A 13,452-nucleotide genomic window follows, 5' to 3' on the forward strand; every position below is an offset into this window, starting at 1 on the left:
ATGTCTGCGTGCCATGATTCGTGAATTTCCTCCTGTGTCCATTCTCGGACACGAAACTCACACAGACACTGGACTTCTATCTGGGGACCCAACCACAAGGACCTGCCCGGTATCCAGATCCACGATCGTAGTCATCCAGGGCTCGAAGCGCTTCCAGGCCTTGGTAGCGGGGTCCTTGAAGAACCGGACGGACCGGACCCTTTGTTCGTCGATGCCCAGCATCCGTGGACGCAGCTTGTCCACGTCCGGACGCCTGGTGGCCGCCACGTTCAGGGCCCGCTGGACCAGCCACCTCGAAACCCCGTGCGCGGCAGCGGTCTCGGTGGCGGCGCGGCCGGAATCAATGACCGCGGAGACGAGCATGTCCCGCAGCCGTCGAGTGGAGCGGGCCAGACGCGGAACCTCGACGGTGGCTTCGAAGAACGTTCCCCGGGGGCATTCTGATTCGTCGCAGAAATAGCGGCGCTTGGACCAGATGACCTCAACCGGTCCGGCGAGGGGAATATCGCGGACCCGCTGCCGGTGCCGTATATGCCGGCGGGTGCCGATAACCCCGCAGTCCGGGCACCCGGATTCGATGGTGCTCTCGACGTGGATCCGCCGCTGCCCGAAGCCTAGAATCTCTGTTTCAAGAACGCGGTAGTCAGACAGGTTGAAGATGGCGGTGGCAGCGTCGGGGCGCCGGGAAGTAAGCTCGGTCAAGGCTCCTAGTCCTGTCATCGATGAATGCGTCAAGAACATCCATCACAACAGGGCTACGGGCCCCTCACGCCTAAAGACACGGGCCCGAATTCACTACCAATCGCGGAGAGCCTCGAAACCACCCGCAGAATCGCCCGTGGCTTCCGCAACTTCACCAACCACCGGCTCAGATGCCTACTCGCCGCCGGCGTCCGCCGCCCCTACCGGGCGGAACAAACCAACCATACCTAAATGCTAAGGGCAGCTAAACTTCGCAAAATAAAAAGCATTGACCACAAATTGTCAAAGCGACAAAGACCAAAATACACGGGGAACCATCCCGTCTTTCTATAGGTTCGGCGCCCAATCCGTGTGAATTCGATTGAGCACAGCTACTGCCTCAACACCATTTCCGACTGCCGACTTATACTCCAGCGGCTTGCCGCTAAGGGGGCTGCCTTCGTCCACTACCCCCCAGATAGGACGACCGGCGCCGAGATAGTCGGAGTACTTTGAGGGGAGGAACGGATTTATCTGCAACTCCCCCGCACGTTCTACGTCGTTCACCAGCAACACATCAAATCTGGTCACCAAATTCAGGAACTCGAGATAGGGACGATAGCCCTGGGATTTCACCACTCCTGTGAGGCCAAGGCGCTGGACGGTCAACGCCAGCTCTTCGGCCTTGTTTGTGAATACATGAAGGCGTGTACGCTTACGCACCTCGCTCGGCGAATTGACGAGGGCGGTTAAGACTTCCATCAATCCTCGGTTTTCATAAAATGCGCCAAAATATCCGATGTTAATAACAGAATTCGACAACGGGTAATCGGATGGGAGTAATTCATAACTGCGGGCCGGCGGTGTTGGGTGAACTCTGACCACCGCCTTTTCAGCTACGTGACGACGAAGTTTCCTGTCCGAAATATGGCTGAGCATATATGCTAATTGGTTTTCATTAGTAAAGATAATCTCATCAGCGAGTACGTAGGTGATGAATTCGCACCAGATGAAAAGACTATCAGTCTTGGGCGCAGCAAACCCTCTCGACAGAACGCCTCGATTAAATACTTCAAACATATCATCGCGCTCTAGGTCACCTGCGCGCTTGAGGCCCATAACGTCGTGACTGAGGGGGTCGGAGAATTCAGCCGTCCACCGGACGGTCGAATGCCGCAGTTTGAATAGAGCTGCTAAAAAGTGTGAGCCAGGCCAAAGAACCCGACTGTATAGAGTTCGGTAGCCACCCGCAATGGCATCTTGCCTATCGGCCACCGATATTCCCTTGGATACAAACTCAGAAATTTGCTTCCACCCTGCAAATGAAGGCGGAGCATCTATCTCGACGGTCTTGTCAATCAACCTACCCGCAATTGTCCCAAGGTTGGCATCCTTCCGCCGGACCTTACCCATGTTGTTGTGAATAACGTCAACTATGAGCCCGCGTTCGACAATTGCCTTGGATGCGACTGTAGCGCTGGTATCGGAGTACGGGGCGAAGCAGTAACTTACCACCAGGTCCTTGGCAATTCCCTTGTTGAGCAGAGACCACGGAAAGTCCTTGACTTCGAATTCATCTACGGAAGCAATGATCTCTTCGCGTTCTTCTGGGTGCTCATCGAGGTAACGCCTAGTGAAGCCAGCCTGGGATCGGATTAACGTGCTGAGCAGGTTGTCGTTGGCCGAGCCATCCCAAGAGCGCTGTGATTCCAGCACCCGAATGACTGCCAGACGCTGCTCGATGGCAAAGTTATAGGTTAAGGGTTGACGTGATATCGACTCATCCCGAAGGGTTCTGAAGTATGCCCCGGCCCGATCCTTGGTGCTGACGAGAGCGTCAAAGTCATTTTGGGTGGCCACAGCTGCCATAAAACACACGTCTTCACCGCTTTGGAGCTCATCAACGTAACGCACAGTAGACAGCGCAGCGGTAGGGAAAAGTTTGCATGCATTGAACCCAATAATACTACTGGCTTCAATTAGCTTAAACTTCGACGTCGAGCGGGAAAGAATTTGGGCGTTGAGCGGACTATCTGAATCCTCCACACCGTCGGGTTGGACATTAACGATCGGGGAAATTGCCACGCAAGATTGCGAAGCCACTTTAATTAGGCCCGACAGGAAGGATGGTCCTACGTAATCATCATCATCAACAAAAGTGAGATATTCAAACGCTGCAGCGGCAATGCCGAGGTTTCGAGCAGCGCCAGCACTAGGCTGCGATTGAAACAGAATGCGAAGCGAATGCTCCGGATAGTTTTGGCTAAATGCCTGCGCAATCCCAAGCGTCCCATCGTCAACTCCGTTGATAACGAGAACGACTTCAAAACTCCGCGCATCAAGATCTTGGTCCAAAAGCGACTGAAGGCAAGTCCCAATCCGGTCGGCACCCCGGTAACTCGGGATCACTACTGTGACCCCTGGCCGCCAGCCCGCATCACAGTCGTTGACCCACAAGGGCTCCAATGAACTGGTGCGGCTGAGCTCATCGATCTCATCGGCTCTAGCTTTAGCATCAGTGAACATACGTGGCCCATAGTCGATGTCGAGCTTAATTTCATTCGCTTCGCGGGCGGCGTTCGCTTTCATCATTCTCAGTTCCTTGGTTTTTGGCTGGCTAGTAGGCCACGGCGTTTGCGGTCCCAAAGTTTCAAAGTCACCCGCCCGAGTCGAGAGTTGGCCAAGGCCGTGTATTTTCGATCGAGGGCGTCATAGCGTCGCTTCAGCAGTATGAGATCATTTTCTAGCTTTAGTGGTTCCCGAGGCTTCTCGGAGTCATCGATTTCGGCAGACTTCGAAGGAAGGGTTGGCCCAAGCGTCTTTAGGAGGTTGAGGTGCTTGAACCGGAGGTCGCGGAGCTCTGCCGACGACAATTCTTCGCCCCCATGGAGCGCCATACTCGGCTTTGTCGTTTCCATGCGCGCCGTTCGCAGCCCAGCTTCAAAACTGCCGCGATCTAGAACCGCGTCATTACTTCTGCGAGTCATCAGCAGGGAATCATCGTTCATCCCCGCGAATCCGAATATGGAGGTTCCTTGGCTTAGCCCCATAGTGTCAAGAGTCAGTAGCGACTCCAAAACAGGTTGGTCAAAGGCCCAGATGAGGGTTACGTCATTTTGGAACGCGCCGGACAGAAGCAGCTCACGTGTCAGATCTATACCGCTTGGCAGGATCAGAAAGCTGTGAAGGCTCGCAGACGTGGCACTGCGAAATTCATCAGCACTCCGGATTAGGAAAAGATCCGCCTGCACAATCTGAAGTTCCCGACGTGACAAAGCGCCGCTGCAAAGAACCCCTACAGAGCCCTGCACCAGTGGACCGTCGTGTGCCTGGAAGGTCTCGACAATATTGACACCAGATCTATCGACATCACTCTCGGGGTTCATACTTTCAGTGCCCCTCGTGTATCGATCACAGCTTTACCAATTAGCTGATCATCGGTGAGCTTGGTGAACGCTTCATGGTCTACCAAAAGAACTACGACCGCCGATCGTTCCAAGGCATGCTCCAAATCCTGGAGAGAAATGTTGTTGCGACCGGTCAGTGATGATGGGAGTTCTTGCACGTGAGGCTCGACGACATTAATGCATTTCTCTGGCAATGCGTCCGCCAAGCGTTTGGCGATTTCAACGGCCGGCGACTCGCGGAGGTCGTCAATGTTTGCTTTGAATGCGAGTCCGAGGACTGCAATCTCGGACTTGGCCGGCAACCCAGACAACGCATCCATGACCTTTCCAACTACCCATTCTGGCTTGGAATCGTTGACTTCGCGTGCCTGTCTTATCAGCTTGGCATCCTCCGGCGCCGCAGCAACGATGAACCACGGGTCTACTGCTATGCAGTGGCCTCCAACACCGGGGCCCGGCTGGAGAATATTGACTCTAGGATGATGGTTGGCGAGCCGGATTAGCTCCCATACATCAATACCGACGGTGTCGCTAATGAACGACAACTCGTTTGCGAATGCAATGTTAACATCTCGATACGCGTTTTCGACTAGCTTTGCCATCTCAGCAGTCACATCGTCGGTCAGGTGAATCTCACCCTGGCAGAATACTCCATAAAGGTCTTTGGCGCGTTCAGCTGCTTCACGCGTAGTGCCGCCTACGATCCGGTCATTCGTTACGAGTTCAATCATGACCCGGCCTGGTAAGACTCGTTCGGGGCAGTGAGCAAAATGAACGACCGGCTTCCCGTTGGCTCCGTCACTCGAAAGGTCGGGACGTAGCCCGAGAATGTAGTTGGCCAAATGACGAGTGGCACGTGGCGGGGAAGTCGATTCAAGTATGATCAGCTCCCCCCCTCGAAGCTGCGGGGCAATACCGAGCGCCGCCGATTCAATGTAGCTGAGGTCCGCCGTACGGTCGGATAGAAACGGCGTTGGCACGGCGACGATGTAGGCGTCTGCCGTCGGTGTCTCAGTTGAAGCGGACAGAAGCTTCTGACTCACAGCTCCAGCAACGTGCACACTCAGGTCAGGTTCGACAAACGGTACCTCGCCTCTGTTCACGGCATCTACTGTGCCCTGATTCACATCTACGCCGATGACACGGATGCCATTGGCCGCGAGTATTGCTGCGGTAGGAAGGCCGATGTAACCCAACCCGATGACGGCAACTTTCTCTATTGTTAGCACTGTAATGTCCCCTCATGCCGTAAGTTATGCTCTAATTTTCTCACGCGGATCTCCGTAAAACATAGGTTCGGCCGTGCGTGCAAGCTCTTCATCCGAAACGGACCAGGTATGACCGTCAGGGCTTCGCATTTGGCAGAAATTAAATCGATCGGCCGAATAAATACTTCCTTTCGCACTCAGTACGGAACCCAAGAACGCGGTGTCTTCGCCACGTCGTAGTGGCTCAAACGGATGCGCTTCGAAAATTTCCCGGCGCGCCGTAATTGTCGGACCCATAACGAGGCGACTGAATCGATGTTCCATGTGTGCAGCCCGGAGCACCGTCGCTCCGCTGGAAAGGAAATGCATGTAGTGGGCCTGCTTTCCAACTACATCTGCGCCGGAATAGCTCAACGTGTGCAACATATCAATAAGATAGTTTGGTGCGTAGTAGTCATCGTCATCCATTTTCGAGAGAATAGTCCCAGTGGACGCTGCAACACAAAGGTTGAGGCACTCTCCCAGAGACAGAGCGTTCGCGGCGGCGAGTGCTTTGTATTTCCCCACGTTATTTATATGCGCAAGATGGGCCAGGTGGTCGGCGTCAGCCTCAAATCCGTGTGTGAGCAAAACGAGTTCCACATCGACGCCGCGCTGTCTGCCGACAGTCTGCAAAATATGCTCCAGCTGGTGAGGACGCATTGTACTCACCAGGGCACTGACCGACGGGAGCGTGACCGGCCTCGATTGATCAGGTGCAATGTCTTGGAGGATTACTTCTGCCCGGTGTGCATAGGTGTGTGCCCCCCAAATACGGCGCTGGGCCTTGTGAACGACCCGTTCATTGAATTCGGTGTCGGATATCAGCCTGTTCAGAATATTCTCGGCCTGAATCTTAGTCGCGGCAACGGGAACCTCAACATCCTCGAAAAACCGTGAAATAGCCGCGCTGGGCGTCGAGACCACGGGGGTCCCCGAGGCCGTGATCTCGAAAATCCGGCGAGCACACATGCTGGGCGATTCGGTCACAGAATTTACATTCAAAAATACCTTGTAAGCTCGGTATGCGGTGAGCATCTCCGCATAGTTCAAGGAACCCACCACATATTTTTCATAGGGTTGAGGGAACTGGTAATTTTCGTCCCCGCCCAGCTGGCGGGAAAAGATTTCCAGAGCACCGCCGCGCGTTCCGCCATCCGACATGGCTGCGCCCAAGAGCATATCCATTTGTGCTCGGCGCTCCGGATACTTATGCGCAAAATACATCCCCGCGAAGGCGACGCCACGGGAGTGCCATCCGTGAGCTGGACGAATGGGGTTGTGGATTGCCGGCTGAGCCGCAAAGGGCAACGTTCCGACCCTGTCATGGCCTAGATCCCGGATGTAATCCGGAATGCGGTCCGAATCACTCGTATACACCTGATCAAATAACTTGGCGGTCCGAAGAAAATCCTGGTAGTGGGGCGGATCCTCTTTGTTCCAGAAAACGGTTGGAATTCCCTGAGCTCGGCACCACTCAACTAGTTGTATTAGCTCCGTCCCCGGACCAGAACGGCCAGTGAGCTGGTATTGCCAGGATCCTGAATTTCCATTCCATGCGGATTCTACGAACAGGAAATCGATCGGACTTTGGTGGAGCTGCGCGCGCCACTGCTCCTTGGTCAAGTCAAAGAGCTTCCATTCGTAGGCAAATGCGGTTCGCGTAAAATCGTCGAGAATCACGCCGACGTTCAGATCCTCCCGACGTGGTCCCGTCTTGGGAAACTCGTACGGCGCGAACTTCAACTGGCGTTTACGTCCGCGCCCTGCCCATCCGCCCATTGAACCCTTGATGTTTTGCGGAACGAAAATGCCTTGTTCGGCTTTCTGGCGCAGCCGCCACTCTTTGAGCTGGGTGAGACCACCGGACCTCAAATGCCACAGCGCAGTCCTCACGCTCGCGAACTTGCCCATCAGCGTCGGTCCCGTCGCGAGGATCGTTCACGGACCTCGGTGGCAACCAGAAGGGCTTTGGCATTGTCTAAGATTTCCGAGGCGGAGTTGTTATTTCCCTTGGAAAGGTGCTTAGTGAATTCTTGGTAGGCCTTGATTGCCACGGCCGACTCACCGTCCATGATGAGATCGCCTTTGTCCAGCCAGATAACTCGGGTGCACATATCGCTAATGGTTTCGAGGCTGTGGCTCACGAGAAAGACACAGCCGGCTTGCTCCCGAAGTTCGTCCATCCGTCGCTTGCTGCGGTCCGCGAACTGCGCGTCACCGGTGTTCAGGGCCTCGTCCACCAATAGGATCTCGGGATCGACCGCCGCCGCGATGGCGAAGCGCAGCCTTGAGGACATCCCCGAGGAATAGGACTTCATCGGCAGGTGAATCGACTTCTCAAGGCCGGAGAGTTCGACAATGCTGTCGAATCTCTCGCCCGCCTCGGACCGGCTCATCCCCATGGCCAGGCACCCGAGGATGACGTTCTGGTCCCCGGACAAGTCCGGAACCAAGGCTGCGTTGACGCCGAGCATGATAGGAGTGCTGGAGGCGTAAACAGCCCCCGAAGTTGGCTTCGACTGCCCACTGATAATCTTCATCAAAGTACTTTTTCCGGAGCCGTTCCGGCCGATGATCCCAACGGATTCACCGCGTTCCACCACAAGTGACAGTTCATTGAGAGCGCGGACGGTGACCATGTTGGACTTGCGCACTGCTCGCCGAAAGCGTCGGGAGCGGTCATCCTCGGCCGACGGTTCGCTGGAGGCAACGCGGTACCGCATCGCCACGCTATCCACCACTACACACGGGTGTCCCTCGATGTATATCTCTTGCTCACCCGCGTCCATAGGACTCTTCACCCTTCCAGAAATAGACAAGGCCAACGACGAAGACACCCAGCGCCCAAGCTGCAAGAATCGCCCAGGACTGCCATTGAGGAACCTTGGCATACAGGACGCAGTCTCGAACGATGTCGATCATGTTAAATAGAGGGTTGAGCTTGATGGCTGCCAGAATCTGCGGGTGGGTGACGAATCGGTCATATGTGTAGAAGATTGCTGAACCGTACATCCAGGCCCTGAGTCCAAAGGGAATCAGGTGAGTTACGTCGTTCACCCGGGAGATGATGCGCGCAAGGATCAGCCCAACCCCAAGGTTAAAGAGTGCCTGAAGAAGAACAGCAGGGACCACCAGGAGCCACAGCCAAGTTATCTTCTCGCCCGGAGGCAACACAACGACAATGAGCAGCATGGCCAGAATCAGCGGCACCGCTGCAAGCAGCTCCCGCACATTGGCGCCGATTGGAAGTGCCGCCCGGGGAAAATTGAAGGCCTGGACTACAGCCTTATTACTGCGAATGGAGCGCGCCCCAGCTGTTATTGCTCCAGAGCTAAACTGGAATATGAATATCCCGACTACCAGGTAGCCTAGGAAGTTCTCGATCCCGCCGCTGGTCTGCAGCAAGAGTCCAAAGATCAGGTAGTACGTCAAACCGTTGAAGATCGGGTTCAGGAGCAACCACGCACTCCCGAGACGATCACGCCTTGTTCCACTTTGAACGCGTGCCCGGGCGTCATAGAAAATGAACTGCCGGAAGTCCCATAGCCGTACAAGGTAATCGAGGAACCCAGGCCGAGAGCCGACCCGAGTCAGTCTCCGCATATCGACGGAAAGCGGCTGGACCGCCACTTCAGGAACGACTTCCGTCGAGGGCACGACATTGCTTTGTGCAGACACTACTCGGTTCTCCTAAATGATTCGTGACGCAGTAGAGCATAGTTCTCGGCGAGAGCCTTGGCATTCGCGGCCCACGTCCTGCCCGCGAAGACGGCCGCGCGGCCAGCACTCCCCATTTCGGACCGGCGGCTCGCACCGGAAAGAAGCGCAGAGATGCCCTGAGCGAGATCTTCAGGCGATTCGGGCTGGACCAGCAGTCCGTTGACGCCGTCGTCGACGATTTCCCGGAGCGCAGGAAGATTACTGGCAACAACCGGTCGGGCGCAGGCCAAGGCCTCCACAGGCTTCAGCGGAGTTACGGATCGTGTGACCTCAAGATCCTTGCGAGGGACAACGAAAACGTCCAACGCTTGGTGGTAGTGGACTGCATGATCGCGTGCAACACGTCCGGTGAACAGGATGCGGTCACCATGGCCGCACAGCCTCGCCTGTTCCCTCAGCGAGGGGAGTGAAACGCCGTCTCCTACAATCAGCAACCGCAGGTCGGGATGGCTTCCCGCAAGCAGCACGAAGGCGGCAATGAGGTCGTCTATGCCCTCATAGGGTACCAAGCTGCTGACGGTTCCGATGTATTGCCCATCTTCGATGAGGCCAAGTTCCCGGCGGGCGGCGGCGGTTGTCAACGGTTCCAGCAAGAACTGTCCACCGACACCGTTGGGAGCTATGAGGATTCTCCTCGCGGGAATACCGGCCGCAACGATGTTGGCTTTCATCGCCTCACCCAGGGTCACCACCAAGTCAGCGGCCTGCATGACCTCGGCTTCGCGCTGCTGGAACAGCCGGTATTTTTCGCTCTCAAGAGCAGCAGGCCCACGGGTGGAGGCCCAGGTGTCCGCCAGTTGCCCCCGGACCTCGTAAACCCACGGGATGCCCAACGCCTCTGCTACTGCACGGACCACCAGGCCATTGACGTAGTGCGTGGTGGTGTGCAGAACACTGGGCCTGAACTCCAGGGCCACGTTGAGCAACTCTTCCGCTTGCTGCTGTAGACGGGCGTCCGCAGTAGCGGCCAGCTTCGCCGGAAGCAGCCGCTGGTAGGAAACGCCGTCCACGAAATCCAGCGACTTGGCCAGCAACTTGCCCACCAGGACCGGGTACCCGATCCTGGTAACGGCCAACACATCCCAGCCAGCATCCTGCTGGGCACGCAGGATCGAGTGCGAACGTTGTGCGTAACCGCTTCCCGTGTGCGGGAGCGAGTTGGTGAGCAGATGCAGGACCCGCCCTGGGACAGCCTTGTAGGTCCGCCGCCCAAGGACGGGCGCCCAGCCGCGCACGACGGCCATCTCAGCCTCGAGGCGGGCCGCTTGGCGGCGCTCGCCCGGCCCTCCGCTCTCCAACGCCGCAACACTGGCCGTGACCGCGCCGTCGTACCAGAGCTTGCGCGCCACGGCAGGCTTCAGCCGCGACGTGTTGACCGCACCGGCGAGGAAGTGAGCGGCAATGTCGGGCAAGTTCGCAGTGATGGCGATATCCGACAGGCGCCCGGCACGGGTTCCTGTCCAATTCCGTCCGACGGCTAGATTAAGACGGCGCCGGAGATCGGCGTCGTCCCCCCTTACCAGCGCAGCCAGCAGCACCGGCAAGGCCGTTGACCGCGACCCGGCCGCCTTTCCCACCGCACGCGCCATCGGCCGGATCGCGCGTGCCGGCAGCCGACGGGTGATTTGCAGGAACAGCAGGACTGGATCGTCCGAAAGGTGAGCCGCGGCCACGCCGGCCGCCAGGCGCAGGTTGCGAAAAAGGTGAATCATGGCTGAGTGGCTGGCGCTTTCACGAGCAGTTCGGAAATAAGCGCCATGTAGCGCTCCGCCAACTGCGTGTAGTCGGCGTGCTCTTTGACCCATTGGCGGCTGGTATCAGTCCGTACCAGGCGTGAGCGGTCCGCGGTCAGGTCGCGCCACAGCGCGGCGACGGCCTCTGGGGTGCTGGCCACAATGTCGCCGGCCTCGGCCTCTTCGATAATGCGCGCCGCCTCACCCTTGACAACGGCCGTGACATGGCGGCCGATGGCCAGCACTTCATACGTTTTGGAGGGAATGGTGGTCTCAAACGATTTCCAGTCATCCCGAAGCGAAACTACACACGTGTCCGCCGAGGCATAGCGGTCCATAACGTCCTGGCCGTGCAGCGGAGGATGGAACGTGACGGGTGCACCAAGTTCAGCGGCAAGTTTCTCTAGCGCCGGACGCTGGGTTCCATGCCCGACCAGATGCAGGTGCATGGCATCGCCCACCAGGGCACTGGCCCGGATTGCCACGTCCAGCCGCTGACTTTCGCCGTGGTTGCCCAGATAAAGGGCCTCAAACACGTCCCGCTCAAGCTCCGGTGGCCCCAGAAATGGAATGGCGTCAACGTGGAGGCCATTGCTCACGGTCGTGACGTTCTTGAGCCCGCGGGAGCGGAGTGTCTCAGCGAAACCCTCGGTCACGGTGACCACCAGGTCCGCACGCTGCTGGACGAACTCGACCGCAAGTTCCACCACGCTCTTCACCCGCCCCCGGACTATCCGGGAGTCTCTGGCCAGGTCCGGCCAAGCGTCGCGCATTTCCACAATGAGCGGAACACCCCGCAGTCGGGCCAACAAGTAGCCGGCAGCCAGGATTGGCAGGCTCGGGGCCGTAGCGATCACGACTTGCGGCCGACGCGTCAGCAAACCCAGCGGCACGGTCATTGCCGCCGAAAAACACTGGTCCAGCAATCGGGCGAGGTGTGAGTTGCCGTGCGGGACGAAGGGTACCCGCCGGATCAGCTCGGTAAACTGGCCCTTTTGTTTCCGGAATGCCCGGCCCGCCAGATCGCGGGGAAGCTCACGGCGTCCCACCGGGAAATGTGCTACGGGTGTCACCACGTCGAATTCCCAGCCGGAGGCGCAGAACTCCCTCAGCAGGGCTGTCCAACGACGCTGGGGCGGGCTGTTCTCCGGCCAGTACGAGTGAGTTAGCAGTGTCACGCGCGTGGCGCGGCGCACCGCGCCGTGAGCTTTGGTGCTGTTGGTCAAAGACTGCGGCATGCCGCTCTATTTCCCGGTCTTGGCGGCAGCGCGGAAGCCCTTGGACCCCAAGGCCCGGAAGTACGCAAACCCGGCGCCAAGCAGGCCGAGGACAGTCAGGAACTGGATCATGAACGGACTACCCGTCGCCGCAACGACCGCCGCCTGGATTTCTGTGCCCGCCTGCGGCACGGCTGGTTCCACGTTCGGAACGGCCACAGCTGAGTTGGTGGCGGCGGCTGAAGGTGATGGTGTGGCACTGGCAAGCGACGGCTCGCGGGAAGGCTGCAGCGCCTCCGAGGCCGGCAGGGGCTCAGCCGGTGGGACCAGGGCGGCCGTTGGACGGATAGGCCTAACAGGGCCGGCGCCGGCGCCCACCACTGCGGCCGGGGCAACGGGGAACTCGGGTTGCATGTCGGCGGCCGGCGGCGAGGCGGGCACACCCGGAGCCGGCGGCCCCGTCGTGGCAGGCGGCGGCTCCGGGGCGGGCATAGGGTCCGCCGGGGGTACTGCTGGATCGGAAGGTACCGGTTCCTGGGACGGCGTCCCGACCGGCGGAGGCACTACGATGATGATGCCGGGCTCTGCTGGCGGGGCATCCTCGGCGTGCGCAGCCGGTACACCGAGGTTCAGGGTGAGGATGAGGATGAGCGCACCCGCCAACGCGGAGGCCGGAATCAGGCTAGTCACAGATGAGTGCCTGCGGCATTCCCTATGTCGTGTTTTCAAGTGCTCCCCCAAAGCCAATCCAGTTCGGAACGTCGTGATGTTCGTCGTCGAACCTTGCTAAAAGCCGCCGCGCAAAGCCACGGCAAACCCTAATCATACGTGTTCGCCGCGGGGACACCGGCCCATTACGCGGGCCTCACCACTCCGCTTTCCTGTCCGGGAGGGGCGCTGCCAGTAAACAGAGCGGGATAGGCTTAACGAATGCAGCACTTCCGTTTCCCGGCCCCGGCACGTCCGCTCCGAATTCTTGCCGCGGCGGCCATCGCCGGGGTCCTGCTGAGTGCGTGCTCCCCGGTAGTCGACGTCGCGCCCGCCAAGGATGCTGCCAACGCCGCGTGCGCCCCCATGATGGTGGCGCTGCCGGATGCGATTGGTGACGCCAAGCTGCGCAAGACCAACAGCCAGGCCACCGCCGCCTGGGGTGAACCGTCCCTGCTGGTCCTGCGCTGCGGGGTCAACGTTCCCGGGCCGACGACGGACCGCTGCGTGAGCGTGAACGGCGTCGATTGGGTGATCAAGGAAGGCGACCCGGTATGGACCCTGACCACCTTCGGTCGGGAACCAGCCACCGAAATCCTGCTGGATCCGAACAAGATCAGTTCCGCCACCGTGCTCGCGGACCTCGCGTCCTCCGCATCGAAACTGCCAGCGACGCGGAATTGCGTGGGCCAGGCGGACCTGCAAAACGCAGAGAACCTGCCGCCAAGCCCGTAGG

The 13,452-nt window shown here is 58.5% G+C and carries 11 protein-coding genes; 1 reads left to right on the forward strand and 10 read right to left on the reverse strand.

Annotated elements, in window-relative coordinates; genetic code table 11:
- Nucleotides 1-57 precede the first annotated feature (57 nt).
- The 10 genes from ABIB49_RS15340 to ABIB49_RS15385 form a co-directional block, all read right to left on the reverse strand.
- A complete protein-coding gene (locus ABIB49_RS15340) occupies nt 58-702 on the reverse strand; it encodes a transposase family protein (protein WP_354157305.1) in 645 nt (214 codons plus the stop codon).
- Nucleotides 703-1,029: 327 nt separating this feature from the next.
- Nucleotides 1,030-3,273, reverse strand: a complete 2,244-nt coding sequence (locus ABIB49_RS15345; protein ID WP_354157306.1) for a glycosyltransferase — start codon at nt 3,271-3,273, stop codon at nt 1,030-1,032.
- A 2-nt stretch (nt 3,274-3,275) separates the two neighbouring features.
- Nucleotides 3,276-4,067, reverse strand: coding sequence for a hypothetical protein (locus ABIB49_RS15350; RefSeq protein ID WP_354157307.1), 792 nt, complete (start codon nt 4,065-4,067; stop codon nt 3,276-3,278).
- Nucleotides 4,064-5,317, reverse strand: coding sequence for a UDP-N-acetyl-D-mannosamine dehydrogenase (gene wecC, locus ABIB49_RS15355; RefSeq protein WP_354157308.1), 1,254 nt, complete (start codon nt 5,315-5,317; stop codon nt 4,064-4,066). Before wecC ends, ABIB49_RS15350 begins: the two co-directional genes overlap by 4 nt.
- Before the next feature lie 24 nt (nt 5,318-5,341).
- A complete protein-coding gene (locus ABIB49_RS15360) occupies nt 5,342-7,249 on the reverse strand; it encodes a glycosyltransferase family protein (protein WP_354157309.1) in 1,908 nt (635 codons plus the stop codon).
- The gene (locus ABIB49_RS15365; protein ID WP_354157310.1) at nt 7,249-8,127 is read right to left on the reverse strand and encodes an ABC transporter ATP-binding protein; all 879 of its coding nucleotides are present in this window, start codon (nt 8,125-8,127) and stop codon (nt 7,249-7,251) included. The genes ABIB49_RS15360 and ABIB49_RS15365 overlap by 1 nt, the downstream gene beginning before the upstream one ends.
- Complete coding sequence (locus tag ABIB49_RS15370; RefSeq protein WP_354157311.1) at nt 8,114-9,016, reverse strand: ABC transporter permease; 903 nt, start codon at nt 9,014-9,016, stop codon at nt 8,114-8,116. Before ABIB49_RS15370 ends, ABIB49_RS15365 begins: the two co-directional genes overlap by 14 nt.
- A complete protein-coding gene (locus tag ABIB49_RS15375) occupies nt 9,016-10,770 on the reverse strand; it encodes a glycosyltransferase family 4 protein (protein ID WP_354157312.1) in 1,755 nt (584 codons plus the stop codon). Before ABIB49_RS15375 ends, ABIB49_RS15370 begins: the two co-directional genes overlap by 1 nt.
- Nucleotides 10,767-11,969, reverse strand: coding sequence for a glycosyltransferase family 4 protein (locus ABIB49_RS15380; protein ID WP_354157313.1), 1,203 nt, complete (start codon nt 11,967-11,969; stop codon nt 10,767-10,769). The genes ABIB49_RS15375 and ABIB49_RS15380 overlap by 4 nt, the downstream gene beginning before the upstream one ends.
- Nucleotides 11,970-12,035: 66 nt before the next feature.
- Complete coding sequence (locus ABIB49_RS15385; protein WP_354157314.1) at nt 12,036-12,698, reverse strand: hypothetical protein; 663 nt, start codon at nt 12,696-12,698, stop codon at nt 12,036-12,038.
- 240 nt (nt 12,699-12,938) lie between these two features.
- Between ABIB49_RS15385 and ABIB49_RS15390 the strand changes: the two genes are divergently transcribed.
- Nucleotides 12,939-13,451, forward strand: coding sequence for a DUF3515 family protein (locus ABIB49_RS15390; protein WP_354157315.1), 513 nt, complete (start codon nt 12,939-12,941; stop codon nt 13,449-13,451).
- Nucleotide 13,452: the final 1 nt, after the last annotated feature.

The organism is Arthrobacter sp. UYCu512 (genome assembly GCF_040547075.1).
Taxonomy (GTDB): domain Bacteria; phylum Actinomycetota; class Actinomycetes; order Actinomycetales; family Micrococcaceae; genus Arthrobacter.